This window comes from Amycolatopsis sp. NPDC026612 (assembly GCF_040638285.1).
GTDB lineage: Bacteria > Actinomycetota > Actinomycetes > Mycobacteriales > Pseudonocardiaceae > Amycolatopsis.
Genome location: NZ_JBEZYB010000018.1, coordinates 98,926 through 124,209, shown reverse-complemented (window position 1 = coordinate 124,209; position 25,284 = coordinate 98,926). Strand labels below are relative to the sequence as shown.

Sequence of the window (25,284 nt, the reverse complement as noted above, 5' to 3'; positions counted from 1 at the left end):
TCCGGTCACGCGCGCACACGGGCGGTACTCCGGAGGGCTTAGGAATGGCACAGGACATCATCCCGATCGAACTCGGGCTGCCGCAGGGCGACGTCGTCACCCTGTGGGCGCCGCGCTGGCGGGAAGACGGCGAGGAGTGGGAAGCGTTCCTCGGCGACGAGGACGACCTGTACGCCTTCCCGGACGCCGCCCACCTGGCCGCTTTCGTCCGCACGTCCGAGCGGCACGACCTGCTCGACCACCCGGCCTGGGACGCCGTGCCGTCGCTGAACGTGCCCGAGCTGATCCCGGACGAGGACCACACCTACGACCTCGTCGGCGTGCCGGAGCTCGTCGCCGAGGAGCCGGACGTCTGGCACATCGCGGAGCTGGCGGAGATCGTCGGCATCGTGCGGTCGCTCGCCGACGTCTGCGAGCTCGAAGAGGTCCACGAGATCCTCGACTCGACCGAGGGCTTCTCGCTGCTCGACCAGGGCACGCTGCCGTTCACCGGTGGCGTGGGCGCGAAGGTGTGGAACGACCTGTCCGAGACGGTGTCGCAGAAGTGGGACACCGTGCTCGACGCGATCGACGGCCTGGTGACCCAGCCGGAGGTCGACGAGAAGGTGCTGGAGCAGACCGCCGAGGAGCTGGCGGCGTTCCACGAGGAGTCCGCGGAGGCCGAGGCCGGCGCCGAGGGCGTGGAGGACCTCGAAGCGATCGACACGCTCGACTCCGCCGACTCGGAGTCCGACGATGACGACGAAGACGAGGAAGAGGGCCCGGTCGGGTTCTGGGCCGAGGTCGGCATCGACCCGATCAAGATCATCACCTCCGGCGCGGAGTACTACACGCTGCGCTGCTACCTCGACGACGCACCGGTGTTCCTCGGCAGCGAGGGCGAGATCGACGTCTACACGTCGGAGAAGGCCCTCGCCCGCGCGCTCGCCGACGGCAAGGACCTGGCCGACACCGACCTCGCCGACGTGTCCACGTGGGACGAGGTACTGGCGAAGGCGACGGCGGGCGAACTCGAGATCGAGGTCGACCCGGAGAACACGTACGTGCTGACGGGCCTGGACGCCGACATCGCGGAGGGCCCCGAGGCGCTCGACCCGACGCAGCTGGAGCTGGCGGTCGAGCTGATCACGGACGCGGCGGAGTGGGCGGGCGACGACTCGGCCGAGACGGCGCTGGCGAGCAACGAAAGCCTGGGCTGGCTGGTGTCGTTCGTGCTCCGTCCGGACCCGACGCGCCTCGAGCCGTCGGCGCCGTTCGACGCCGAGCAGGGCGCTTGGCGGAAGCTCGTCGAGACGTTCGAGAACCGCCTGACGGTGGCTTGAGTTACTGACGCGAAGGCCGTCTCCCGTGGTTGGGGAGGCGGCCTTCGTCGTGTCGGCCGGCTGAGCACGCGAGTCAGCCGGGGGGTTCGGCGCGGACCGGGACCACCGCGATCGCCAGCGCCGGGAAGATCGCCGCGACGCAGAAGGCCAGTGCGTACCTGCTGTCGCCGATCACCAGGCCCAGCAGGGGCGGGGTGAGCGAGGCGGCGATGTTCTGGCCCGTGTTCTGGGTGCCCATCGCGCGGCCCGACCAGGCCAGGCCCGCCAGCTCGGCCGACGCCGTGAAGCCGAGGCCGTTGTCGGCGACCGTGATGATCCCCGCCAGGGCCAGCGCCAGCAGGACCAGCCACGGCCAGGTCGTGTCGCCGAGGGCCACCAGGAGCATGACCACGCAGCTGGCCACCGCGAGCTGCCGCATCGGGCGCAGGCGGCTGCCGGCGCGGTCGGACCACCAGCCCGATCCCAGCCGCCCCGCGGCACCCAGCACCTGGACCACCGCCAGGTACCAGCCCGCGGCCAGGGGGCTCCAGTGCTGCACGGCCACCAGGTAGACCGGAGCGAACGCCGACACCGCGAACTGCGGCACCACCAGCAACGCGCTCGCGCCGTGCACCCGCCACAGCGTCGCGTGCCGGTACGGCGATGGCGGCTTCTCCCCCGCCGCCGGCCGGGGCGGGCGAGGGGGGTCCGTCACCAGCCACGCCACCAGCAGCGCGACGACGATCGCGAGGGCCGCCGGCAGCAGGACGGCCGCCCGGAAGCCGAAGTGCCCGGCCAGCGGCGGCAGCCCCAGCGCGGCGACGCCGACGCCGAGCGGCTGGGCCGTCTGGCGGATCCCCATCGCCACGCCCCGCTCGGACTTCGCGAACCAGCCCATCACCACGCGGCCACTCGCCGCGTTCACCGAAGCCGTACAGGCACCGGCCGCCAGAAACACCCCAAAGAGGAGCCCGATCGGGTGATTTCCTACCCCGGCGTACACCAGGAGTAACCCCGAGACGCCCAGGCCCAGCGCCATGATGAGGCGTTCTCCGTAACGGTCCGCAGCCGCGCCCCACACGATCAGGGTGAACAACAAGCCGATGCTCGGCGCCGCGACGACGGTGCCGGCCTCGGCCAGCGTCAACCCTTCCGCGGCGCGCATGGCCGGGACCAGGAACGGGATGCCGTAGAGGAAGGAGCAGCTCGCGGTCTGCGCGGCGAGGCCGAGCGCAAGGATGAGCCACCGTCGTGAACTCGCCTGCACCTGCGCACTCGAACCGCCCGCGACCTGCGCCATCGTCATCACCGTCTCAAATTATGAGATAAAGTTCCTACATAGTGAACGATAGTTGGCGCGCCTGAGGACCGCAACCACCTTGCGGGCGGTTGCGGTCCGGAGGAGCGAAGGTCAGGCCAGTGCGGCGTAGCCCGGCTTGATGACGTCGTCGATGAGCGCGAGCCGGGCGTCGAAATCGATGAAGGCGGATTTCATCGCGTTGATGGTGAACCAGCGGAAGTCGTCGATACCATAGCCGAACGTCTCGTGCAGCGCGGCGAATTCGCTGGTCATCGTGCATCCGCTCATCAGCCGGTTGTCCGTGTTCACCGTCACCCGGAAGCGCAGGTCGGTGAGCAGGCCGATGGGGTGCTCGGCGAGCGAGCGCGCCGCGCCTGTTTGGACGTTCGACGTCGGGCAGATCTCCAGCGGGATGCGGCGGTCGCGGACGTACGCGGCCAACCGTCCAAGGTGGACCGTCCCGTCCGCGCCGGTCTTGATGTCCTCGATGATGCGCACACCGTGCCCGAGCCGCTCGGCGCCGCAGTGCTGAATCGCTTCCCAAATGGACGGTAAACCGAACGCTTCGCCCGCGTGAATGGTGAAATGCGCATTGTTCTGACGCAGGTATTCGAACGCGTCGAGATTGCGGGTCGGCGGGAATCCGTCCTCGGGCCCGGCGATGTCGAACCCGGCGACGCCGGCGTCGCGGTAGCGGACGGCCAGGTTCGCGATCTCGAGCGCGCGGGCGTGCTGGCGCATCGCGCAGAGCAACGTCCCGATGCGGATGCTGCCCCCGTTCGCGGCCACCCGCCGAGTGCCCTCCGTGAACCCCGCCTGGACGGCCTCAACCACCGCATCGAGTGACAGACCGCGTTCGACGAACAACTCCGGTGCGTAGCGCACCTCGGCGTAGACGACGCCGTCGGCGGCCAGGTCCTCCACCGCTTCGGCGGCGACTCTGACCAGGGATTCCTCCGTTTGCATCACTCCGCAGGTGTGCGCGAAGGTCTCGAGGTAGGACACGAGCGAGCCGGAATCGGCCGCTTGGCGGAACCAGCGGCCCAGCTCGGCCGGGTCGGTGGCAGGCAGACCGGCATAACCGGTGGCGTCGGCGAGCTCGGCCACGGTGGCCGGGCGCAGGCCGCCGTCGAGGTGGTCGTGCAGCAGCACCTTGGGCGCGCGGCGGAGGGTCTCGCCGGTCAGAACAGGGCTTTCGTCAGGCATCCCCCAACGGTAACCTCGGTGTCATTCCCCTACATGGCGGTAACTCTCAGGTTCGGGTTCACCCTCAGCGTTGACGATCATGTGACGAATCGGCCATCCGGGGGCAGCCTCCGTAATACGCGCTTCACGGGGGCCATACGCACAGCAATTTCGCAATCGATAAGCTTCGTGTCACGTCCCTCCATTTCCCCGCCGACGAAGGACACACAGCAGTGACCACTGACAACCACATTGCCGCCCCGTCCTTCGACCGGATGCGCAACATGCTGGTGCGCGCGGCCGAAGTGCGTGAGAGCGAGCAGCAGCAGATCTTCGACGCGCTCGACGACATCTACGCCCGCCTCGCGCCGGTGGACTCGCTGGGCGCGGTCCGCAAGCGGCTCTCCGAGATGCCCGACCGCACCGAGGTCAGCGTCCTGGCCGAGCGCCTCGACGAGACGATGTCCCGCCTCGAGGCGCAGGACAACGCGATCGCCGCGCTGACCCGCGCCGTCGAGAGCATCGTCGACAAGCTCGCCAAGCCCTTCGCCCAGCTCGACGGCCGCCTCGACGGCGTCGCCGCGCGCTTCGAGGGTGTCGCCGGCCGGATGGACGGGCTCGAGGACAAGCTCCAGAACATCCACCGCCGCATCGACGAGGTCGGCGGGCACCTCGACAAGCAGGACGCGAAGATCGAGGCGCTGCCGCAGTCGGTCATCGGCCCGGTCCGCGAGCGGATCGAGCAGAGCGAGGCGTCGCTGCGCGACCGCGTCGACCACGCCGACCACGAGCTGCGCACCAAGGTCGACGAGCTGAGCCGCGTCACGCAGGAGCGGGTCGGCGAGCTGGGCCGCACGACGCACGAGCGGATCGACGCGAACACCGAGGCGCTCAAGGTCGCGCTGACCGAGACGGGCGAGATGATCGACGCGTCCGACCGGCTGGAGAACCTGGGCAACCGCCTCGAAACGGTCACCACCCGCCTGGACGACCTGGCCTCCCGCCTCGACAAGGTGGAGGACGGTTTCCTCTCCGGCATCGGCGACCTCGACGGCGCGCTCAAGAGCGGCCTGGCGAAGGTCGAGGGCACGCTGTCGAAGCAGCCGGACACCGACTCGGTGGACACGCTGGTCCGCAAGAGCAACGACGAGAGCGTCCGCCGCATCGGCGGCCAGCTCGACGAGGCGATGGCGACGTTCGCGGAGCTGATGCTCGGCGGCGGCCCGGCGGTCCAGCAGATCTCCCCGCCCCCGCCGGCCCCGCGCCAGCCGCGCCGCAGCTCCCGCAACGGCCGGGCGCCGAAGCCGGCCGACGCGAAGGGCAAGCCGGGCGAAGGCTCGGAAGAAGCCCCGGAGTAACCAGCCCCACGACTAGGCCCCGCCGGACCACCCGGCGGGGCCTCGTCATGTGATCAGAGCCGTAACCCGCGTGATCAGACCCGCAACTCACGTGATCAGAGCCGTGACGGCTCTGATCACGTGGGTTACGGCCTCAATCACGCGGGTTACGGGCTCGGTCACGTGGGTTACGGGCTCGGTCACGGGGGTTATGGGCTCGGACGTCACTCGGATGGGTGGTTGTCACGGCTGAGCGCGGATTGTCTCCCGGACGATGGGGCCCTGGGCAGGGGCCGAGGCGGCGATTGTGAAGCCGCCTTCCAGTGCCTCCAGTGCCGCTGGGACGGCGTCGGGGGTGTCCGTGTGCAGTTCCAGCAGCGGGTCGCCCGCGGAGACCGGGTCTCCCGGCTTCGCCAGGCACAGCACGCCCGCCGCGGCCTGGACCGGATCCTCCTTGCGGGCCCGGCCCGCGCCCAGCCGCCACGCCGCGACGCCCACCGCGTACGCATCCAGCGAAGCCAGCACTCCCGAGGCAGGCGCCGAAACCACGTGGACGTGCTTCGGCGTGGGCAACGGCGCCGAGGGATCGCCGCCCTGGGCGGAGATCATCCGGCACCACGTCTCGTACACCTCGCCCGAAGCCAGCACGGCGGCGGGGTCGGTGGAAATACCGGCCAGCGCCAGCATCTCCCCGGCCAGCGCCAGAGTCAGGGACACGACGTCGGCCGGGCCGCCACCCTGCAGGACCTCGACCGACTCCGCGACCTCCACCGCGTTGCCGACCGCGCGCCCCAGCGGGACGTTCATGTCGGTCAGCAACGCCGTCGTCGGGACGCCGTGGCCGGCGCCGATCGAGGTCAACGTCGAAGCCAGCGCCCGCGCCTGGTCGAGCGACTTCATGAACGCGCCCGACCCGAACTTCACGTCCAGGACCAGCCCGGACGCGCCTTCCGCGATCTTCTTGCTCATGATCGAGCTGGCGATCAGCGGGATCGACTCCACGGTCGACGTGACGTCTCGCAGCGCGTACAGCTTCTTGTCCGCCGGCGCCAGGCCGGACGTCGCCGCGCAGACGACCGCGCCGACGTCTTCCAGCTGAGCGGTGATCTCGGCCGTGGACAGCGAAGCCCGCCAGCCCCGGATCGACTCCAGCTTGTCGAGCGTCCCGCCCGTGTGCCCGAGCCCGCGCCCGGACAGCTGGGGCACCGCCGCGCCGCACGCGGCCACCAGCGGCGCCAGCGGCAGCGTGATCTTGTCGCCGACCCCGCCGGTCGAGTGCTTGTCCACGGTGGGCCGGGAAACGGAAAGCGACAGCCGCTCCCCCGACGCGATCATCGCGTGCGTCCAGCGGGAGATCTCGCCGTCGTCCATCCCGTTCAGGAAGATCGCCATGGCCAGCGCTGACATCTGCTCTTCGGCCACGACGCCGTGGGTGTAGGCGTCGACGACCCAGTCGATCTGCTCGTCGGACAGCCGGCCGCCGTCGCGCTTGGTCCGGATCACATCCACGGCCGCCATCGCGCTCACGGCAGGTCGTCCGGGCCGAAAGCGTCCGGCAGGACGTCGGACATCGGCAGCACCCCACGCGGCGTGTCCACCAGACAGGCAGACCCGCCCAGCTCGAACAGGATCTGCCGGCAGCGCCCGCACGGCATCAGCAGGTCACCCGCGCCGCTGCGGCACGCCACGGCGACCAGGCGGCCGCCACCGGAGAGCCGCAGCTGCCCGGCCATCGTGCACTCCGCGCACAGACCGAGCCCGTAGGAAGCGTTCTCCACGTTGCACCCGGTCACGACCCGGCCGTCGTCGACGATCCCGGCCACCCCGACGTGCAGGCCCGAATAAGGCGCGTACGCATGGGAAGCGGCCTCGATGGCCTGGGAGCGCAACGAGTCCCAGTCTACTGTGGACATCAGTCTTCCCCTCGCCGGTACGGCTGGCCGTCGGCCTTCGGCGGCCGCAGCCGCTGCGAAGCCACGGCCAGCACGATCAGCGTCACGAAGTGCGCGGTGTACGGGATCAGGTCCGACGGCAACGTGTCGTTGGCCCAGTAGATCAGGTACAGGACGCCCGCGCCGACGACGCCGAGCCCGGCCGCGATCCACTGCTTCCGGAACAGCTGCACGACGACGATCACGGCGAGCAGGATCACCGCGCCGTACAGCAGCGCGAGCACCGCTTCCCCGCCGCCGGCGAGCTGCAGTCCGTCCGCGTAGCCGAACAGCGCCGCGCCGCCGAGCAGCCCGCCCGGCCGCCAGTTGCCGAAGATCATCGCCGCGAGACCGATGTACCCGCGGCCGTTGGTCTGGTTCTCCAGGTAGTCCGCGCCGCCGCGCAGCAGCACCAGGGACGCGCCGCCCATCCCGGCGAACGCGCCCGAGATGATCACGGCGACGTACTTGTGCAGGTACACGTTGACGCCGAGCGACTCGGCCGCCACCGGGTTTTCCCCGCAGGAACGCAGCCGCAGGCCGAACCGGGTGCGCCAGAGCACCCAGAAGCTGACCGGCACCAGGACGATGGCGATCATCGTCAGCGGCGCCACCTCGGTGACCAGGCCGCGCAGGATGCCGGCGACGTCGGAGATGCCGACGCGCTGCTCCTTTTCAAGGCCACCCAGCCAGTCCGAGAGGAACGACGCCGAGTAGGTGTCGAACTTCGGCACCACCGGCGACTGCCGCGGGTTGCCCGAGATCGGCGCGAAGATCAGGTTCGCCAGGTACTTGGTGACACCCAGGCCGAGCAGGTTGATCGCGACGCCGGAGACGATGTGGTTGACGTTGAACGTCACCGTCGCCACCGCGTGCAGCAGCCCGCCCAGCGCGCCGAACACCAGCGCGGCCAGCAGGCCGGACCACACGCCGCCGTAGTACGAACCCCAGGCGGCGCCCCAGGTCCCGAGGATCATCATACCTTCGAGGCCGATGTTCACCACGCCCGCGCGTTCGGCCCACAGCCCGCCCAGCGCGCACAGCAGGATCGGGAGAGCCAGGCGCAACGCCGTCGACGCGGTGTTCGACGACGTCAGCGCGGCGACGCCGGTGGAGTAGGACGCCGTGGAGACGACGGCGATGGCGACCACGGCCCAGATGACCCCGCGGAGCCAGCCGGGGATCCGGCCGCGCTTGCGCCGCACCGGCGTCGCGGAGCCGGATTCGGATTCGGGAGCGACGTCGGTGATCACACCGCACCCCCTTCGACGACCGAGGAACCCTTGCGGCCGGCGAGTGCCCGCCCGACCCTGCGTTGTTCGGCGGCCAGGTCGGCCCGGCGCACGACCTCGTACGCCACGACGACCGACAGCACGATGATGCCCTGCATGATCGTCGCGATCTCCTTGGACACGTTGATCTGCTCCAGCGACACCGCCGAGGTGTCGAGGAACGCCCACAGCAGTGCGCCGAGCGCGATGCCGCCGGGGTGGTTGCGGCCGAGCAGCGCGACCGCGATGCCGGTGAAGCCGTACATCTGCGTCGCGGTGATGCCGTAGCTGTAGTCGCGGCCGAGCAGTTCCGGCATGGCGACCAGGCCGGCGACGCCCCCGGAGAGCACCATCGCGATCAGCGTCATCTTCTTGGCGCTGACGCCACCCGCGGCGGCCGCGGTGGTGGACTCGCCGGACGCCTTGAGCTCGAAACCGAACCGGGTGCGGTTGAGCATGAACCAGTAAGCCCCGCCGATGACGGCGGCGATGAACACGAACCCGAACAGCGTGCCCGAGCCGAGTGGGATGCCCGGGATCCGGCCGGACGGCTCGATCACGCGAGTGCCGATGTTGTTGCCGGTCTGCACGCCGAACTGGTCGGCGTTGATGAGGAAGGCGATGATCCCGGCGACGATCGCGTTGAGCATGATCGTCGAGATGACCTCGCTGACCCCGCGGGTGACCTTGAGGATCGCCGGAACCGCCGCATAGGCCATGCCCGCGACGACCGCGACCACGAGGATCGCGAGCACGTGGATGACTGGCGGCAGTTTCAGGGCACCACCGGCGATGGCCGCGATGACGGCGGCGAACCGGTACTGGCCCTCGACCCCGATGTTGAACAGGTTCATCTGGAAGCCGATGGCGACCGCGAGCCCGGACAGGTAGTACACGGTCGCGAGGTTCACGGTGTCGACCGCGGTCGAGCCCTTGAACATCTGGCTGATCATCGTGCCGTACGCCTGCAGCGGGTCGGCCCCGGAGATGATCAGCGCGATCGCCGACAGCAGCACGGCGAAGACGATCGCCAGCAGCGGCGGCAGCAGTTTCGTACGCCAGGAAGTCACTCTTCTTCACCCTCCCCGGCGCCGGTCATCGCCGAGCCCAGTTCCTGCGGGGTCACCGTGGCGGGGTCGGCCTCGCTCACGAGGCGCCCGCGCAGCATGACCCGGATCGTGTCGGACAGGCCGATCAGCTCGTCGAGGTCGGCGGAGATCAGCAGCACGGCCAGCCCGGCCGCGCGGGCCTGGCGGATGTTCTCCCAGATCAGCGCCTGCGCCCCGACGTCGACGCCGCGCGTGGGGTGCGACGCGATGAGCAGCACCGGGTCGCCGGACAGCTCCCGCCCGACGATCAGCTTCTGCTGGTTGCCGCCCGAGAGCGCCGCGGCGGGGACGTCGATGCCCGGCGTGCGGACGTCGTACTCCCGCACGATCCGCTCGGTGTCCGCGCGCGTGCCCGCGATGTCGAGCAACTGTCCTTTGGAGACCGGTGCGCGGGTCTGGTAGCCGAGCATCCGGTTGACCCACAACGGTTGCGTCAGCAGCAGGCTGTGCCGCGTGCGGTCCTCGGCGATGTAGCCGATGCCGGCCTCGCGCCGCGCGAGCGTGCCCGCCCTGGTGAGGTCGCGGGCCTTGCCTTCGGCGTCGACCAGTTCGATCGTGCCGCCCGACGGCTTGCGCATGCCCATGACGGTTTCGACGAGCTCGGTCTGGCCGTTGCCCTCGACCCCGGCGATGCCGAGCACCTCTCCCGCGTGCACGGTGAAGGAAACGTCGTCGAGCGCGTTGCGGCCGGAGCCTTCGGCGCCCAGCGTCAGCCCGGTCAGCCGCAGCACGTCCCGGTCGGTGACCGTGGACTCGCGGGTCTCCGGGCTGGGCAGCTCCGAGCCGACCATCATCTCGGCGAGCTGACGCGAGGTGATCGTCTTCGGGTCGGCCGTGCCGACGGTGGTCCCGCGCCGGATCACCGTGACGGTGTCGGCGATCGCCCGGACCTCGTCGAGCTTGTGCGAGATGAAGAGGAAGGTGTAGCCGCCGGCCGTCATCTCCCGGACCGTCGCGAAGAGCGCGTCGACCTCCTGCGGCACGAGCACCGCGGTCGGCTCGTCCAGGATGATGATCTTCGCGCCGCGGTAGAGCACCTTGACGATCTCGACGCGCTGGCGGTCGGCGACGCCGAGTTCCTCCAGCAGCGTCTCCGGCTTCGCGTGCAGGCCGGTCCGTTCGGCGAGCTCGGCCAGCCGCGCGCGGGCGGCGCGGCCGATGCCGTGCAGGCCCTCGGCGCCGAGGAACACGTTCTCGCCGACGGTGAGGTTGTCGGCGAGCATGAAGTGCTGGTGCACCATGCCGATGCCGGCGCGGATGGCGTCCTGCGGGTTGCGCAGCTTCACCTCTTCGCCGTTGATCGCGATGGTGCCCTCGTCCGGCGGCTGCATGCCGTAGAGAATCTTCATCAGGGTGGACTTGCCGGCGCCGTTCTCGCCACAGATGGCGTGCACCTCGCCGGCGGTGACGGTGAGGTTGACGTCGGAGTTGGCCACCACGCCGGGAAAGCGCTTGGTGATCCCGGTCAGCTGGACGGCGGGCGCGCCCCGGTCGGGGACGGCCTCGGCCGGGGCCTCGGCTGTGCTCATGGGCGGGAGAATTCCCTATCTGTCAAAACACGTGAGGGCTCGGAGGGACAATCCCTCCGAGCCCGTCCGCGTGGTCAGCTACTTCTGCGGCTTGTCCGAAACGGTGACGGCGCCCGAGATGATCTGGGCCTTGTAGCCCTCCAGGACGTCCTTGATGTCGTCGACCTTGCCACCGGAGGTGGCGTAGCCGACGCCGTCGACCTTGAGGTCGAACCGCTTCGGCAGAACGGTCAGGTCGCCCTTGGCGACGGCCTGGATGTAGTCGAACACCGCGACGTCGACGCGCTTGAGCATGGACGTGATGATGACGTCCTTGTCGGCCGCGACGGTCTTCTGGTTGTACTGGTCGGAGTCGACCCCGATGGCCAGCGCGTTGCCCGCCTTGGCGGCGTCGAACACGCCCTTACCGGAAGCGCCGGCGGCGTGGTAGATGACGTCCGCGCCCTTGGCGATCTCGGCCGCGGCCTTCGCGTTGCCCTTCGGCGGGTCCTGGAACCCGGAGAAGTCACCGGCCGGGGTGAGGTACTGGTCCTCGATCTGGATCTTGCTCGAAACCGTCTTCGCGCCCTGCAGGAAGCCGGCCTCGAACTTCTGGATCAGCGGGGTGTTGACGCCACCCACGAAGCCGATGTGGCAGGCCTTGCTCTTGTACGCGGCGGCGACGCCGGCCAGGAACGAACCCTGCTCCTCGGCGAAGACCAGCGGGGTCACGTTCGGCAGCGTGATCGAGTCGTCGTCGACGATGGCGAACTTGGTGTTCGGGTACTTGGCCGCGATGGCCTTGACCGCCGGCGCGTAGGCGAACCCGACCGCGACGATCGGGTTCAGGCCCGAGGAGGCCATCTGGTCGAGGCGCTGCTGCTTGGCCGACTCGGCCTCACTGGCGCTGGCGGTGCTCTCGCTGACCGTCGTCACGCCGAGGTCGGACTTCGCCTTGTCGGTACCCGCGGCGGCGGCGTCGTTGAACGACGCGTCACCCCGGCCGCCGACGTCGAAGGCCAGGCCGATCTTGAGCTGGCTGCCGTCGACCTTGCCACCGGCAGCGGCCGAGCTGCTCGCCGCGGCGGGCGCCGCGGGCGGCTTCTGCGCGGTGATGCAGTCCGAGCCACCCGACGAAGGCGCGGCGCTGTTGTTGCTGCTGCCACCGCTCGAGTCCTTGGCGCACCCGGCCAGGGTGAGCACCCCGGCCATGGCCACGGCGGCCAGCGCGGTTCCACGCATGCGACGCAACGTGTTTCTCCCTCCCCGCTGATCCAGCGGATGGTCAAGGGCACGACCCGGCCCTACTGCCGGGTCGACCGCCAGACCGTACCCGGCGGACCGGAATGCGCCATAGGAAAGGCACGCTACGTAACACAAACGTTTACTCACGAGTCGCGCGCGCGACGAACTGCACACCGAACGTGATCATCACCCCGACTCGACGCCGCTTTCGCTGATTCAGTGGCGGCGGGAGGCACCCGAAAGGCCTTTTTGTGTGACTCAGTGTGCCGGGCCGGCCCGCGGTAAGGCCGGCCCGGTCACTCTGTGGGAGGACGGCGCTCAGGCGCACGTCAGCCGCGCGGACGCCCAGTCGCTGCGGTCGTAGGAGTTGCCGTCGCCGCCGTCGGTGACGACCAGCCGCAGGTAACGGGCCCCGTGGAGGTCCGCCGCCAGCGGCACCGCCGGGTCCTGCCACGTCCGGATTCCCGTGGCGGCCACCTTCACGCCGTCGGCGTACACCTCGAACGTCGCCGAGCCCTGCTTGTTCGTGGCCTCGCGCTCGTCGTCGACGCCGACGTCCGCGGTGAACGCCGTGCAGCGGCCGCCCAGGAAGAAGACGACCTCGCTCGGCGCGTGCGCCCCCAGGCCCTTCGGGTAGACGACGCCGTTGATCGTCAGCGGTTTGCCGTCCCCGGCGGGGACGCTGCCGTTGGACATGTCGCGCTCGACCGGGCCGTACCCGTTCTTTTCCGCCGCCCAGCGCAGGTCACTGGCCCACGCGGGCGCGGTGGGCGGCGGCGCCGGCACGGTCAGCTGCTGCTCACCGGACCAGGTGACCTGCCCGAACCCGAGCGCGCGGTAGGTGACGCCGCCGCCCAGCACCGCCGTCGTGCCTTCGGCCCCGGCCGGCGGAGTCACCCGCCAGCGTCCTGCCGCCCGCTCGCCGGTGCCGAGCACGACGGCCCGCGGTCGCGCCACCTGTTCGACGTGCCAGCCGGCGGGCGCGGTGAGCGTCACGCGGGGGTCGAACACCGGAACGCGAGCCTCGTCGGTGGCGGACACCGTGACCTCGAAGGGCTGCCCGGCCGGCGTGATTTCGCCCGGGACACCCGGCACCGGCGAAGCCAGCTCGATGCCGGTGCTGACCAGCGGCGCGTTCCGCCACCACGAGCCGCCCGCGTGGACCCGGTAGACGACCGTCGCGTGCGGCGGGACGACCGCGGAGACGCGGGCCGCCGTCTGGAGGTCGCGGTGCGCCCAGAGGTCGCGCGCGGTGTACCCGGCGGCCTGTGGCAGCCCGGCGGCGGCCGCGGTGGTGCCGATCGTCGCACCGGACGTCGTCTCGTTGAACAGGGCGATCGCCACGTCGCCACCGGCGAGGGGCTTGGCGAACACCCAGTGTCCGTCCTGGTTGGACAGGACGCGGGCCTGGACGCCGCGGCGGTCCTGGTCGAGCGCGATGACCTCGGTGTTGCGCAGGACGTCGAAGTTCGCCGGCGACACCTTGCGCAGGTCTGCCCCGATGAGCAGCGGGGCGGCCATCATCGCCCACAGCGAGAAGTGGGCGCGGTACTCCTCGGTCGTCATCCCGCCGTTGCCGACCTCGAGCATGTCGGGATCGTTCCAGTGCCCCGGCCCGGCGTACGGCGCCAGCGGCGCGTTCGCCTTCAGGATCTGGAGCATCTTGGCCCAGTTGTCCTTGATGTCGCCGGTGGTCCGCCACAGGTGCCCGACGTCGGCGCCCCACTCCCACGGCTTGTTCTCGCCCCACTCGCAGAGCGAGTACACGATCGGGCGGCCGGTCTTCTTCAGCGCGTCGCGCATCTTCGCGTAGCGCTCGAGCGCGGGCCGTCCCTGGTTGTTGCAGTTGTCGTACTTGAGGTAGTCGACACCCCAGTCCGCGAACGTCTGTGCGTCGACGTCTTCGTGGTCGAGCGCGCCCGGCTGCGTCTTCGCGCAGGTCAGCGTGCCCGCGCTGGTGTAGATGCCGAACTTCAGCCCTTTCGAGTGGACGTAGTCGGCCAGCGCCTTGATGCCGCTGGGGAACCGGGCCTTGTTCGCCTGCATGCGCCCGTCGGCGTCGCGCTCCGGCTCGGCCCAGCAGTCGTCGACGTTGACGTACTCGTAGCCGGCGGCCTTCAGTCCTTTGTCGACGAAGATGTCGGCGGTGTCGCGGATGATCCGCTCGTCGACGGCGCAGCCGGTGGTGTTCCAGTTGTTGAAGCCCATCGGCGGGGTCGGCGCCAGTCCGTCGGGCAGTGCTCGTGCAGGCGTGACCGACACCACGGGCAGCAGGGCCGCGACGGCGATCACCAGGCCGAGTCGTCTCATCAGACGTCACCCCATCGTGAGAGATCCGATGTTTGCTCGAGCGACGGTAGGGATAGGGCCCCAGTTGGTCAATGACGCACGAATCGCACCAGCCATTCAGCGTAGCGCATCAGATATTAGATTCTACAAACATCAGATGACCACTCAGTGGGACCGAGTGCGGCCCCACGCCGCCGAGTGCGCTGCGCCACACCGCCGGGTGGCGGCGCGGGAATGCCGGTGTCTGGTCCATCACAGAGGGGAACCCGGAGGTGAGCCACGGTCCGGGTGCGGGTCTAGCATCCGAATCATCCAGGCTCGATGACGTTGACTTCGGCATTGCCGCCCCTCCGGCAGCGACTGCGGACCTCACCGGCCACCGGGCGCACAGTCAGACGTTGGAGGCCGTTCACCGATGTCCACCACGGCGAGCACTGCCCCGCAGGCAGAGGCGAGCGATCGGGCGGGTGCCTCACGCCGGCAGGGGACCTTCTACCGGGGCGACCCCGGCATGTGGTCCTGGGTGCTGCACCGCATCACCGGCGTGCTCACATTCTTCTTCCTGTTCGTGCACGTGCTCGACACCGCGCTGGTGCGCGTGTCGCCGAACACCTACGACCAGGTCATCGAGACCTACAAGACGCCGATCGTCAACCTCCTGGAGGTCGGCCTGGTCGGCGCGGTGCTCTTCCACGCGCTCAACGGCATCCGCGTCATGCTGGTCGACTTCTGGTCGAAGGGCCCGAAGCTGCAGAAGGCGATGCTGTGGGTCATCGGCGTCGTCTGGGTCGTCGTGATGGTCCCCGGTGCGTTCTTCATGCTGAAGCGCACCGTCGAAACGCTCTTCGGGGGTAACTGACATGGCCGAGTCGCTCGCCCTCGACAAGCCGCGCTCGCCGAAGCGCCCCGCCGCGCGCCGCAGCAACTTCGAGCTCTACAGCTGGCTGTTCATGCGGATCTCCGGGCTGGTCCTGGTCATCCTGGTGCTCGGCCACCTGCTGATCATGAACATCCTCGACGGCGGCGTGCACCGGATCAACTGGGGCTTCGTCGCCGGCCGCTGGGCCTCGCCGTTCTGGCAGTTCTGGGACCTCCTGATGCTGTGGCTCGCCGAGATCCACGGCGGCAACGGGCTGCGCACGATCATCGACGACTACGCCCGCAAGGACAGCACGCGGTTCTGGCTGAAGATCCTGCTGTACGTCTCGATGGTGCTGATCCTGGCCGTCGGCACGATGGTGATCTTCACGTTCGACCCGAACATGCCCGCGAACTGACTCCGGAGACCTCCCACCATGCAGTTCCACAAGTACGACGTGGTGATCGTCGGTGCCGGCGGTGCCGGCATGCGCGCGGCCATCGAGTCCGGCCAGCGCGCCCGGACCGCGGTCCTCACCAAGCTCTACCCGACCCGGTCCCACACCGGCGCGGCCCAGGGCGGCATGTGCGCCGCACTGGCGAACGTCGAAGAGGACAACTGGGAGTGGCACACCTTCGACACGATCAAGGGCGGCGACTACCTGGTCGACCAGGACGCCGCCGAGATCATGGCGAAGGAGGCCATCGACGCGGTCCTCGACCTCGAGAAGATGGGCCTGCCGTTCAACCGCACGCCCGAAGGCAAGATCGACCAGCGCCGCTTCGGCGGGCACACGCGTGACCACGGCAAGGCCGCGGTCCGCCGCGCCTGCTACGCCGCGGACCGCACCGGGCACATGATCCTGCAGACGCTGTACCAGAACTGCGTCAAGTACGGCACGGAGTTCTTCAACGAGTTCTACGTGCTCGACCTCCTCACCACCCCGGACGAGCACGGCAACCCGGTCGCCTCCGGCGTCGTCGCCTACGAGCTGGCCACCGGCGAGCTGCACGTCTTCCAGGCGAAGTCGATCGTGATGGCCACCGGCGGCGCGGGCAAGATCTTCAAGACGACGTCGAACGCGCACACCCTCACCGGTGACGGCCTCGGCATCATCTTCCGCAAGGGCCTCCCGCTGGAGGACATGGAGTTCTTCCAGTTCCACCCGACCGGCCTCGCGGGCCTGGGCATCCTGATCTCCGAAGCCGTCCGCGGCGAGGGCGGGATCCTGCGCAACGCCTCCGGCGAGCGGTTCATGGAGCGCTACGCCCCCACCATCAAGGACCTCGCGCCGCGCGACATCGTGGCGCGCTCGATGGTGCAGGAAGTGCTGCAGGGCCGGGGTTGCGGCCCGAACAAGGACTACGTCGTCCTGGACGTCACGCACATCCCCGAGGAGACGCTGAACGCGAAGCTCCCGGACATCATGGAGTTCTCGCGCACCTACCTGGGCGTCGACCCGGTGAAGGAGCCGGTGCCGGTGTTCCCGACGTGTCACTACGTGATGGGCGGGATCCCGACCAACGTGCACGGAGAAGCGTTGCGGGACAACGAGAACGTCATCCCCGGCCTGTACGCGGCGGGTGAGGTCGCGTGCGTGTCCGTGCACGGGTCGAACCGCCTGGGCACGAACTCGCTGCTCGACATCAACGTGTTCGGCCGCCGCGCCGGCATCGCGGCCGCGGAGTACGCGCTGGCCCACGAGCACGTCGAGCTGCCGGAGAACCCGACCACGCTGGTCGAGGAGCAGCTCGCGGGCCTGCTGTCGGAGCACGGCGACGAGCGCGTCGCCGACATCCGCAAGGAAATGCAGCAGACGATGGACTCGCACGCGTCGGTGTACCGGACCGAGGACACGCTGAAGCAGGCGCTGACCGACATCCAGGCGCTCAAGGAGCGGTACCAGCGGATCACCGTGTCGGACAAGGGCAAGCGGTACAACACCGACCTGCTCGAGGCCGTCGAACTGGGCTTCCTGCTGGAGCTGGCCGAGGTCCTGATCGTGGGTGCGCTGGCGCGCAAGGAATCCCGCGGCGGCCACGCCCGCGAGGACTACCCGACCCGCGACGACACGAACTTCATGCGGCACACCATGGCCTACAAGCAGGGCTCGGGTCTGTCGTCCGACATCCGGCTGGACTACAAGCCGGTCACCTTCACCCGCTACGAGCCGATGGAGCGGAAGTACTGATGACTGCGGCAACCACCGAGGACGCTCCCGCTGCGTCGGACGAGCACACCCCGATCACGGTCACGCTCAAGATCCTCCGGTTCAACCCGGAGGTGGATTCGGAGCCGCACTGGGAGTCCTACGACGTCCCGGCGCAGCGCACCGACCGGCTGCTGAACCTGCTGTTCTACGTCAAGGACTACATCGACGGCACGTTCTCGTTCCGCCGGTCGTGCGCGCACGGCGTGTGCGGGTCCGACGCCATGCAGATCAACGGCATCAACCGGCTGGCGTGCAAGGTCCTGATGAAGGACCTGCTGTCGTCGTCCGGGAAGCCGACGACGATCACGATCGCCCCGATCAAGGGCCTGACGACGTTGAAGGACCTGTACGTCGACATGGACCCGTTCTTCGAGGCGTACCGCGCGATCAAGCCGTACCTGATCACGTACGGCAACGAGCCGACGCGCGAGCGCATCCAGTCCCAGGCCGACCGCGACCGCTTCGACGACACGACGAAGTGCATCCTGTGCGCGTGCTGCACGTCGTCCTGCCCGGTGTACTGGAACGACGGTTCGTACTTCGGCCCGGCGGCGATCGTCAACGCCCACCGGTTCATCTTCGACTCCCGCGACGAGGGAGCGGAGGAGCGCCTGGACATCCTGAACGACGGCGAAGGCGTCTGGCGCTGCCGCACGACGTTCAACTGCACGGACGCCTGCCCGCGCGGCATCCAGGTGACCAAGGCGATCCAGGAAGTGAAGCGCGCCCTGCTCTTCAAGCGCGTCTGACGATTTCGCAACACCGAAGGGCCCTCCGGCGACTCCTGCCGGAGGGTCCTTCGCCATTGTTTTGTCCAGTCGCGAGATCTGGGCAGCCATGGGCGGCTGGGCTAGCCTGAAGGGTCGACGCCGATTACAGGATGCGAGCGCATGGGTGCTGGTTCGGAGCTTCGCAGGATTGTTTCCCGCAGACTGGCACCCCTCGTCGCTGACCTCGAAGAACACGTCTTCCGCTACGGCTATTTCCGCTCCCTCGCCGGGGCGCTCGCGTCACTCGGCACTGTCGGCCTGCTTGGCCAGATCCTCGGTCTCCCCTGGTTGCGGCTCACCTTCGCGACCTTGGCCGCCTGCCTGTTCGTGCTGGTGAGCGCGCTTTCCTTCGCGGGCACCCAACGCCTTCGCAGCAAAGTCGATCACATCGAACAACTCCTGCACACCTACGCCGACCACATGCATTCCAGTTCCCCGTTGTCGGTGCGGGAATGGCGGCAGGAAGTGGTCATCGAAGAAAACGGCGACGCCCATTGCCGGCGGGATCTGGTGCTCGAGGCCGCGTCCAACGGAACGCTCCGGTATGTGTCGGTGAACCTCGTCTACTACGGCACCACACGCCTGACGAACCGCGACCGGCGCAAGGTCCGGTGCCACGCCTACCACGCGGGCGAAGACGACATCGACGAGCGGACCCGGGCCAACGCCACGTCCGTCTGGACATTCAACCAGGACGGGAAACCGAAGCTGGAAATCTACCTCCACCTCGGCACAGTGGTCCAGGCCGGCGACCTGATCACCGTCGAATGGGATTGGCCCGGCTACTCGGCCGACCTGATGAACGGGACGGCTCCGGAGAGCTTCGACGTGCTGTTCAACAAGGAGATCGGCAAGTTCGAACACCGGGTCATCTTCCGGAACATCCGGATTCCCGCCGCCTTCAAGGTCCGCAACCAGGGCGCCCAGAACCTGCACCGCCACCGGCTCGGCCAGGACGTCGTGGTCGAGTTCTCGGCGGAGGGGCCCGAACTGCACACCCGCATGGGGTTCATCGCCGACTACTCACAGAGCTGACGAAAAAACGCCCGGACCCCCAAATGGCGGTCCGGGCGAAGGTGGCTGATCGAACGATCAGTTGCCACCCGTCTCGGAGCCGCCTGACATGGAAAATCCGTTCCTGAACCACTGCGGGAACAATGACTCATCTGCTCGGGCTATTGGTCCGGTCAGGCTACACCGGCTCCGGAGTGAAGTCTTCTCCGATCTACACCCAGTCAAGTGAAGCTGCCCGAAGGTACGCCAACCCAGTGAAAGGGGCCTCCCCGCTCGGCTGAGCGGGGAGGCCCTTTCCTGTTGCGGGTCAGCGCACCGCGTCCAGTGCGTTGACCAGGCCGTGGCCGTAGTACGAGTTGTTCTTCGCCGGTCCCGTGCACTCGGTCTCCGTCGACGCGCACTTCACCACGTCCGCCTCGCCCTCCAGCAGCCGCGTGAGCAGCCAAGGCGGCGCCCCGCGGAACCGGGAAGCCAGCAGGGCCGCAACGCCGGCCACGTGCGGGGAGGCCATCGACGTGCCGCACTTCGAGCCGTACAACCCGCCGAACACCGTGGTCGACAGCGGGCACGACGGGCCGGCGCCCTCAGGCGGCGCCTGGACGAAGTCCCCGCCGGGGGCCGTCACGTCGATCTCGCCGTAGTTGCTGAACGACGACTTCGTGCCCGCGTAACCCACCGACGAGACCGTCACGACCCCGTCGATCGCCTTCGGGAGGATGCCGCACGACGAGTCGACCGGGTGCGGGCGGTTCGGGTCAGTGGTCTGCTCGGTCGTGTCGAAGCCGGAGTTGCCCGCCGCCGACACGTTCAGGACGCCGCGGTGGGTCGAGTACTCGATCGCGCGGCGGACGGCCTCGTAAGCCGCCGCGTCGCCCGGTTCGCGGGAGCAGAAGAACATGCCCGGGTCGACGTAGTAACTGTTGTTCGTCACCTGGAAGCCGTGCTCGGCCGCCCAGACGAACCCGCACACCGCCGACTCCGGGAAGATGTAGCCGTCGTCGTTGACGACCTTCACCGAGGCCAGCCGCACGCCCGGCGCGATGCCGGTGAAGCCCGCGGCCTGGTCCTTGCCCGCGATCGTGCCCGCCACGTGCGTGCCGTGGTCCGACGTCGTCGGCGCCCAGGACGCCGGGGAAAGGTCCGGCGCGCCCGTCACGCAGCCCGCCGAGGACCGAGCGTCGACGGCGGCGCGCAGGGCCGGGTGGGTCGCGTCGATGCCCGAGTCGAGCACGCCGACCGTCACCGCGCGGCTGCCCTGGAAGATCTTGTTCGCTTCCGGCACGTGGATCGCCTTCATGTCCCACTGCTGCGCGGACAGGTCACCGGCGGCAGCCACCGAACGCGTGTCCTCCAGTGTCTTCACCGCACCGAGTGAACGCGCGGCCGCGCCGCCTTGGGAAGCCACGTCCTTGCTGCCCGAGTAGGCCCGGTAGACGCCGATCTTCTGCTGGAAGTCCGCGTTGCGCGAGGCGGCGATCGCGACACCGATCCGGTCGTAGTAAGCGACCTTGGTGCCGCACTTCGCCGCCAGCTCCTTGTCGACGGCCGACGCGCGGGTGCCCGGCTGGTACGTCACGACGTAGGTGTACGGCGTGCTCGTCGTGTCGCAGGCGGCCGGCGCGGCCTCCGCGGCCGGTACCGCCGCGAACAAGCCGCCCCCGACGGCCAGCACGAGCGGGGCCGTCATTCGGCGTAAACGGGACATTCCACCTCCAGGTTCGGTGGCCAACCTAAACCGGCCCTGCCGGACCGCACCACCGACCAAGGAGGGGGATTCAGGCGTCGACGCGCGAAGCGGCGCGCACCCCGCGCCAGCCGAGCACGCCGATGATCGTGCCCAGCACGAACGAGACGACGGTCAGCACGGCGTGCACCACGAAGTACGCGGTGGGCGAGCCGTCCGGAGCCCAGGCCCGGTCGCTGTCCCACAGGTTCTTGGCGAAGGTGATCCAGATGATCCAGGACCACCCGCCGAAGGCCAGCAGGAACACGGAGGTGCCTCGGGAAATGCGCATGCCCCTGAGTATGCGACGCGGGCCGCGGCGCTAGATTGCGTGGGTGCACTCCGCAGTCTCCCGGTCGCTCAAGGTCTTCACGACGACGCTCGCCGCCGCCCTTCTGGCCCTGAGCAGTCCCGCGCTGGCGGCCGGGGCGCCGCCGCAGGGCCAGTGCGCGGACCGCCAGGCGCCCCCGGCGCCGGTCGACACATCGGAGAAGCCCGCGCCGGGCAAACCGGCCCCGGCGCCGCTCGCCGTGCCCGCCGTCCCGGTCGGCGGCCCCCGGATGGCCGAATGCGGCCTGGTCACCCCGGACGGCGCGCTCAACCCGCCGGACGGCAACACCGCGGCGTCCTGGCTGGTGCAGGACCTCGACACCGGCGCGGTCGTCGCGGCGAAGGACCCGCACGCCCGGGAGCGGCCCGCGTCGCTGATCAAGACGCTGCTCGCGCTGCTCGTCGTCACCCAGCTGGACCCGCAGCAGGTGATCGTCGCGTCGAAGGAGGACGCCGAGCAGGAGTGCACCTGCGTCGGCCTCGTCGCCGGCGGCCAGTACTCCGTCGACCAGCTGCTGCACGGGCTGTTGATGCACTCGGGCAACGACGTCGCGCACGCGTTCGCCGCGGCGCTCGGCGGCGCCGACGCCGCGGTGGTGAAGATGAACGCGCTGGCCGCCCGCATCGGCGCGCTCGACACGCGTGCCGCGACGCCGTCGGGCCTGGACGGACCCGGCATGTCGACCTCGGCCTACGACCTGAGCCTGATCTTCCACTACGCGATGAAGCAGCCGGAGTTCGCGAAGGTCGTCGCGACGAAGAACTACGAGATCCCGCCGGCCGGCGGGAAGCCGGCCATCCCGATCTTCAACGACAACAAGCTGCTCGGCGTTTACCCCGGCTTCCTCGGCGGCAAGACCGGCTTCACCGACGACGCCCGCCACACCTACGTCGGTGCGGCGCAGCGGAACGGGAAGCGGCTCGCGGTCGTCATGCTGCGCGCCGAGCAGAAGCCGACCAAGGTGGTCGACCAGGCGGGCAAGCTGCTCGACTACGGCTTCGCGCTGGAAGAGGACCACGCCGTGCCGGTCGGCCAGATCACCTACCAGGCACCGGCCGCCACGCCGGCGAACGGCGACCCGTCCGCGCTCCCCGACGGCGGCACCGGCAACAGCGGCACGTCCGCGTCGGCCGCCACCGCGAAGGAGGACCCGTTCGGTGTCACCGGCTGGATCATCACGCTGGTGGTGTTCCTGGTCATCGTCGGCGGGTTCGTGGTCGGGCACCAGCGCAAGCGGTCCGCGAGCTAGCGGAAGCCGGGTCCGGGTTCCGGGGTCACCTTGTCGGCGGCGATCGCGCCGCCGCAGTGCCCGCAGGCCACGAACGTTTCGGCGATCTCGCCGCAGTCCTTGTGCCGCAACAGGATCGGCGGCCCTTCGGGTCCCGCGAGGTACCGGTCGCCCCACTGCATGAGCGTGACGACCGCCCCGAAGAGGTCCCGTCCGGCCCGCGTCAGCACGTACTCCGGCACCGGGTCGACGCGGTCGAGCACCCCGGCGTCGACGAGGGTCTTCAGCCGGGCCGACAACGTCGGGCGCGGGATGGCCAGGTTGCGCGCGAACTCGCCGTAGCGGCGCACGCCGAAGAACGTCTCGCGCAGGATGAGCAGGCTCCACCGCTCGCCGACCAGGTCGAGCGCGCGGCCGACCGAGTCCGCCGTGAACCGGTGCCCGAGGTCGTTCACAGCTGGTCCGTCCGGGCCGGGACGCCCAGCAGCAGCTTGCCGGACAGCTCGTAGCTGGCCGGGTTGACCTGGAAGTGGGCGGTCGCGGTGTGCGCGTCACGGAACCGGCGCTGCAACGGCGAAGTCTCGTAGATCGCGGCGCCGCCGCCGAGGTCGTACATGCTTTCGGCGACTTTCGCCGCCGTGCGTGTCGCGTGCGTGGCGGCCAGCCGGAGCCCCAGTTTGAGCGCGTCCGGCACCGGTTCGGTGCCCTGCGCGGCCTGCCAGGCGTCGTCGATGGCGCGGTAGAACAGAAGCCGCGCCGCGCGCAGGGCCGCTTCGGCCTCCGCGACGGCGGCCTGGGTCGCCGACCGCTCGACCAGCGACCGGCGGGAGCCGAGCGGTTTGCGCGTCGACGCGAGCTCGGCCAGGTCGTCGATGGCGCCGCGCGCGTTGCCCAGCGCGGCGGCCGCGACCGACAGCGCGAAGAAGCCGAAGAGCGGAAACCGGTGCAGCGCGCCGGCATCCGGGGGTGGGCCGGCCATCACCGAGAAGACGCGGTGGCCGGGGACGAACAGGGCGTCGGCGACGCAGTCGTGGCTGCCGGTGCCCCGCAAGCCGTTCGTGTGCCAGGTGTCCAGCACCTCGATCCCGGCCTTGGGCAACGCGGCGACGTAGAGCGCTTTGTCGTGGACGAACCCGGCGAAGAGCCAGTCCGCGTGCGGGATGCCGCTGCAGAACGCCCAGCGGCCGGACACGACGTAGCCGCCGTCGACCTTCTCGCCGGTCCCGCGCGGCGCCCAGACCCCGGCGGCGACCGTCTTCGGATCCCCGAAGACCTCCTCGGCACACTCCCGCGGGGCGTAGGCCGAGAGCAGGCTGCTCGTCACGGCGATCGAGACGCACCAGCCGGCCGACGCGTCCCCGCGCGCGACCGTCTCGGCCGTCTCGAGGCTCACGGCGGGCGGCGCTTCGGGGCCGCCGAGGTAGCCGGGAACGCCGGTGCGGAACAGCTGGGCGTTCGTCAGCTTCGCGACGAGCTCGGGCGGCAACGCACGCTGCCGCTCGGTGACCGGTGCCAGGGTCCTGGCGAGGTCGGCACACTCACGGGCGGCGTCCAGCAGCACGAAACCCTCCGGTTCGGATTTCTTACCGGTTCAGTTTCTTTACCGCCGGGCCGGGTGTCAAGGCTTGCGACGGCCCAGCCACGCGAGCACGGCCCCGGCGCCGAACGCCCCCGCGACGGCACCGAAGCCCGGCCCGCGCTGCACGGTGATGCTCTGCTCGAGCCGGACCGGAGGCGGCGGCGACGCGACGACCTCGCGCTGGTTCTCCTTCGCCGTCGCGGTCCAGGCGGTGACGAACAGCAGGAAACGGGAGACGAGGTTGGCGAACACGAGCAGGCCGATGACCGGCCCGAGCAGCGCGGCCGACGGCGACTTCGTGACGCTGGCCAGGTAGACGGAGGCGACCTGCTGCAGGACGACGAAGCCGACGGCGGCGAACACGGCGCCCTTGACGGCACTGCGCAACACGACCTGCTCCCGGGGCAAGCGCGCGATCACCCACAGGAAGACCAGGGTGTTGGCGAGCAGGCCGAGCACGATCGTCGCCACGCGGAGCAGGAAGTTCGCCCATGCGGCCTGGTCGAGGCCCACGAGTTCGAGCAGGAAATGGCCGACGCCACCCCCGATGGCGGTCAGCCCGAACGAGACGACGAGCGCGACGCCGAGTCCGACCAGCGCGACGAGGTCCTTGAACGTCTGCTTGACGAACGGCTGCGGCTGCTTCTCCTGGCCCCACTGCGCGGTGAGCGCGTCCCGGAGGTTCGACATCCAGCCGACGCCGGAATAGAGCGCGATGAGCAGGCCGAAGATCCCGACGCCACTGCCGGACTGGAGCGCGCCGTCGACGATGCTCTTGACCAGGGCCCGCGGCCCCTCCGGCACGGAGTTGTTGATGCTGTCGGTGATCTTCTGGATGATCGTCTGGTCGTGGTTGACGACCAGCCCGAACACGGCGAAGGCGACCATGAGCAGCGGGAAGACGGACAGCACGCTGAAGTAGGTGATGGCGGCGGCGTAGTGGTTGCCGTACCGCTCGGTGAAGGCGTCATTGGCCCGGATGAGGTGATCGAGCCACGGGTACTTCCGCCGCAGCCGCGGCAGCAGCTTTTCCTTCGTTTCTTCGTTCGCCACCGTGAAACGCTAACCACGCGCAGTGAACACCCGCAACGC

General features: G+C 69.6%; 22 protein-coding genes. 8 read left to right on the top strand and 14 right to left on the bottom strand.

What is annotated here, in order from left to right:
- The first annotated feature begins 44 nt into the window (after nt 1-44).
- A complete protein-coding gene (locus tag AB0F15_RS19210; RefSeq protein WP_360271632.1) occupies nt 45-1,322 on the top strand; it encodes a primosomal protein in 1,278 nt (425 codons plus the stop codon).
- A 73-nt stretch (nt 1,323-1,395) separates the two neighbouring features.
- Here AB0F15_RS19210 and AB0F15_RS19205 read toward each other — a convergent pair whose 3' ends face one another.
- Together AB0F15_RS19205 and AB0F15_RS19200 are read right to left on the bottom strand one after the other, a co-directional pair.
- Nucleotides 1,396-2,601 carry an MFS transporter gene (locus AB0F15_RS19205; RefSeq protein ID WP_360271629.1) on the bottom strand — a complete coding sequence of 402 codons (1,206 nt, stop codon included), beginning with the start codon at nt 2,599-2,601 and terminating at the stop codon, nt 1,396-1,398.
- 111 nt (nt 2,602-2,712) lie between these two features.
- On the bottom strand, nt 2,713-3,807 hold the full coding sequence (locus AB0F15_RS19200; RefSeq protein ID WP_360271626.1) for an adenosine deaminase: 1,095 nt from the start codon (nt 3,805-3,807) through the stop codon (nt 2,713-2,715).
- Nucleotides 3,808-4,019: 212 nt separating this feature from the next.
- Between AB0F15_RS19200 and AB0F15_RS19195 the strand changes: the two genes are divergently transcribed.
- Nucleotides 4,020-5,144 carry a PA containing protein gene (locus AB0F15_RS19195; protein ID WP_360271623.1) on the top strand — a complete coding sequence of 375 codons (1,125 nt, stop codon included), beginning with the start codon at nt 4,020-4,022 and terminating at the stop codon, nt 5,142-5,144.
- A 222-nt stretch (nt 5,145-5,366) separates the two neighbouring features.
- On the opposite strand, the gene AB0F15_RS19190 is transcribed toward AB0F15_RS19195, so the two are convergent.
- The 7 genes from AB0F15_RS19190 to AB0F15_RS19160 form a co-directional block, all read right to left on the bottom strand.
- Nucleotides 5,367-6,650, bottom strand: a complete 1,284-nt coding sequence (locus AB0F15_RS19190; protein WP_360271620.1) for a thymidine phosphorylase — start codon at nt 6,648-6,650, stop codon at nt 5,367-5,369.
- Nucleotides 6,647-7,036 carry a cytidine deaminase gene (locus AB0F15_RS19185; protein ID WP_360271617.1) on the bottom strand — a complete coding sequence of 130 codons (390 nt, stop codon included), beginning with the start codon at nt 7,034-7,036 and terminating at the stop codon, nt 6,647-6,649. The genes AB0F15_RS19190 and AB0F15_RS19185 overlap by 4 nt, the downstream gene beginning before the upstream one ends.
- Nucleotides 7,036-8,307 (bottom strand): ABC transporter permease, encoded by a 1,272-nt coding sequence (locus AB0F15_RS19180; RefSeq protein ID WP_360271614.1) that lies wholly within the window; start codon nt 8,305-8,307, stop codon nt 7,036-7,038. Before AB0F15_RS19180 ends, AB0F15_RS19185 begins: the two co-directional genes overlap by 1 nt.
- A complete protein-coding gene (locus tag AB0F15_RS19175) occupies nt 8,304-9,395 on the bottom strand; it encodes an ABC transporter permease (protein WP_360271611.1) in 1,092 nt (363 codons plus the stop codon). Before AB0F15_RS19175 ends, AB0F15_RS19180 begins: the two co-directional genes overlap by 4 nt.
- Nucleotides 9,392-10,963, bottom strand: coding sequence for an ABC transporter ATP-binding protein (locus AB0F15_RS19170; RefSeq protein WP_360271608.1), 1,572 nt, complete (start codon nt 10,961-10,963; stop codon nt 9,392-9,394). The genes AB0F15_RS19175 and AB0F15_RS19170 overlap by 4 nt, the downstream gene beginning before the upstream one ends.
- Nucleotides 10,964-11,041: 78 nt before the next feature.
- Nucleotides 11,042-12,184, bottom strand: coding sequence for a BMP family ABC transporter substrate-binding protein (locus AB0F15_RS19165; RefSeq protein WP_360271605.1), 1,143 nt, complete (start codon nt 12,182-12,184; stop codon nt 11,042-11,044).
- Nucleotides 12,185-12,505: 321 nt separating this feature from the next.
- On the bottom strand, nt 12,506-14,497 hold the full coding sequence (locus AB0F15_RS19160; protein ID WP_360271602.1) for an NPCBM/NEW2 domain-containing protein: 1,992 nt from the start codon (nt 14,495-14,497) through the stop codon (nt 12,506-12,508).
- Nucleotides 14,498-14,891: 394 nt separating this feature from the next.
- Here AB0F15_RS19160 and sdhC point away from each other — a divergent pair, with 394 nt between their 5' ends.
- From sdhC to AB0F15_RS19135, 5 genes are all read left to right on the top strand, one after another.
- Nucleotides 14,892-15,335 carry a succinate dehydrogenase, cytochrome b556 subunit gene (gene sdhC, locus AB0F15_RS19155; RefSeq protein ID WP_360271600.1) on the top strand — a complete coding sequence of 148 codons (444 nt, stop codon included), beginning with the start codon at nt 14,892-14,894 and terminating at the stop codon, nt 15,333-15,335.
- A gap of 1 nt (nt 15,336) precedes the next feature.
- Nucleotides 15,337-15,753 carry a succinate dehydrogenase hydrophobic membrane anchor subunit gene (locus tag AB0F15_RS19150; RefSeq protein ID WP_360271597.1) on the top strand — a complete coding sequence of 139 codons (417 nt, stop codon included), beginning with the start codon at nt 15,337-15,339 and terminating at the stop codon, nt 15,751-15,753.
- Between the two features lie 18 nt (nt 15,754-15,771).
- Complete coding sequence (sdhA, locus tag AB0F15_RS19145) at nt 15,772-17,526, top strand: succinate dehydrogenase flavoprotein subunit (RefSeq protein WP_360271594.1); 1,755 nt, start codon at nt 15,772-15,774, stop codon at nt 17,524-17,526.
- Nucleotides 17,526-18,296: a succinate dehydrogenase iron-sulfur subunit gene (locus AB0F15_RS19140; RefSeq protein WP_360271591.1), complete on the top strand. Its 771-nt coding sequence runs from the start codon at nt 17,526-17,528 to the stop codon at nt 18,294-18,296. Before sdhA ends, AB0F15_RS19140 begins: the two co-directional genes overlap by 1 nt.
- Before the next feature lie 141 nt (nt 18,297-18,437).
- Nucleotides 18,438-19,352, top strand: coding sequence for a hypothetical protein (locus AB0F15_RS19135; RefSeq protein ID WP_360271589.1), 915 nt, complete (start codon nt 18,438-18,440; stop codon nt 19,350-19,352).
- Between the two features lie 286 nt (nt 19,353-19,638).
- On the opposite strand, the gene AB0F15_RS19130 is transcribed toward AB0F15_RS19135, so the two are convergent.
- Together AB0F15_RS19130 and AB0F15_RS19125 are read right to left on the bottom strand one after the other, a co-directional pair.
- Nucleotides 19,639-21,036, bottom strand: coding sequence for a S8 family serine peptidase (locus tag AB0F15_RS19130; RefSeq protein ID WP_360271586.1), 1,398 nt, complete (start codon nt 21,034-21,036; stop codon nt 19,639-19,641).
- 70 nt (nt 21,037-21,106) lie between these two features.
- Nucleotides 21,107-21,346, bottom strand: coding sequence for a hypothetical protein (locus AB0F15_RS19125; protein ID WP_360271584.1), 240 nt, complete (start codon nt 21,344-21,346; stop codon nt 21,107-21,109).
- 43 nt (nt 21,347-21,389) lie between these two features.
- Here AB0F15_RS19125 and AB0F15_RS19120 point away from each other — a divergent pair, with 43 nt between their 5' ends.
- The gene (locus AB0F15_RS19120; RefSeq protein WP_360271581.1) at nt 21,390-22,634 is read left to right on the top strand and encodes a peptidase M15; all 1,245 of its coding nucleotides are present in this window, start codon (nt 21,390-21,392) and stop codon (nt 22,632-22,634) included.
- Here AB0F15_RS19120 and AB0F15_RS19115 read toward each other — a convergent pair.
- Genes AB0F15_RS19115 through yhjD form a run of 3 tightly spaced genes read right to left on the bottom strand, consistent with a single transcriptional unit; the run spans nt 22,631 to nt 25,245 of the window.
- Nucleotides 22,631-23,068 (bottom strand): helix-turn-helix domain-containing protein, encoded by a 438-nt coding sequence (locus AB0F15_RS19115; protein WP_360271578.1) that lies wholly within the window; start codon nt 23,066-23,068, stop codon nt 22,631-22,633. The genes AB0F15_RS19120 and AB0F15_RS19115 overlap by 4 nt on opposite strands.
- Nucleotides 23,065-24,174: an acyl-CoA dehydrogenase family protein gene (locus tag AB0F15_RS19110; RefSeq protein WP_360271575.1), complete on the bottom strand. Its 1,110-nt coding sequence runs from the start codon at nt 24,172-24,174 to the stop codon at nt 23,065-23,067. The genes AB0F15_RS19115 and AB0F15_RS19110 overlap by 4 nt, the downstream gene beginning before the upstream one ends.
- A 57-nt stretch (nt 24,175-24,231) precedes the next feature.
- On the bottom strand, nt 24,232-25,245 hold the full coding sequence (yhjD, locus tag AB0F15_RS19105) for an inner membrane protein YhjD (RefSeq protein WP_360271572.1): 1,014 nt from the start codon (nt 25,243-25,245) through the stop codon (nt 24,232-24,234).
- Nucleotides 25,246-25,284: the final 39 nt, after the last annotated feature.

Excerpts from the sequence above, each read along its gene's own strand:
- AB0F15_RS19210 (WP_360271632.1), top strand. The coding sequence starts at position 45 with ATGGCACAGGACATCATCCCGATCGAACTCGGGCTGCCGCAGGGCGAC.
- AB0F15_RS19205 (WP_360271629.1), bottom strand. The coding sequence starts at position 2,601 with ATGGCGCAGGTCGCGGGCGGTTCGAGTGCGCAGGTGCAGGCGAGTTCA.
- AB0F15_RS19200 (WP_360271626.1), bottom strand. The coding sequence starts at position 3,807 with ATGCCTGACGAAAGCCCTGTTCTGACCGGCGAGACCCTCCGCCGCGCG.
- AB0F15_RS19185 (WP_360271617.1), bottom strand. The coding sequence starts at position 7,036 with ATGTCCACAGTAGACTGGGACTCGTTGCGCTCCCAGGCCATCGAGGCC.
- AB0F15_RS19170 (WP_360271608.1), bottom strand. The coding sequence starts at position 10,963 with ATGAGCACAGCCGAGGCCCCGGCCGAGGCCGTCCCCGACCGGGGCGCG.
- AB0F15_RS19165 (WP_360271605.1), bottom strand. The coding sequence starts at position 12,184 with ATGCGTGGAACCGCGCTGGCCGCCGTGGCCATGGCCGGGGTGCTCACC.
- AB0F15_RS19160 (WP_360271602.1), bottom strand. The coding sequence starts at position 14,497 with ATGAGACGACTCGGCCTGGTGATCGCCGTCGCGGCCCTGCTGCCCGTG.
- sdhC (WP_360271600.1), top strand. The coding sequence starts at position 14,892 with ATGTCCACCACGGCGAGCACTGCCCCGCAGGCAGAGGCGAGCGATCGG.
- AB0F15_RS19150 (WP_360271597.1), top strand. The coding sequence starts at position 15,337 with ATGGCCGAGTCGCTCGCCCTCGACAAGCCGCGCTCGCCGAAGCGCCCC.
- sdhA (WP_360271594.1), top strand. The coding sequence starts at position 15,772 with ATGCAGTTCCACAAGTACGACGTGGTGATCGTCGGTGCCGGCGGTGCC.
- AB0F15_RS19140 (WP_360271591.1), top strand. The coding sequence starts at position 17,526 with ATGACTGCGGCAACCACCGAGGACGCTCCCGCTGCGTCGGACGAGCAC.
- AB0F15_RS19135 (WP_360271589.1), top strand. The coding sequence starts at position 18,438 with ATGGGTGCTGGTTCGGAGCTTCGCAGGATTGTTTCCCGCAGACTGGCA.
- AB0F15_RS19130 (WP_360271586.1), bottom strand. The coding sequence starts at position 21,036 with ATGTCCCGTTTACGCCGAATGACGGCCCCGCTCGTGCTGGCCGTCGGG.
- AB0F15_RS19125 (WP_360271584.1), bottom strand. The coding sequence starts at position 21,346 with ATGCGCATTTCCCGAGGCACCTCCGTGTTCCTGCTGGCCTTCGGCGGG.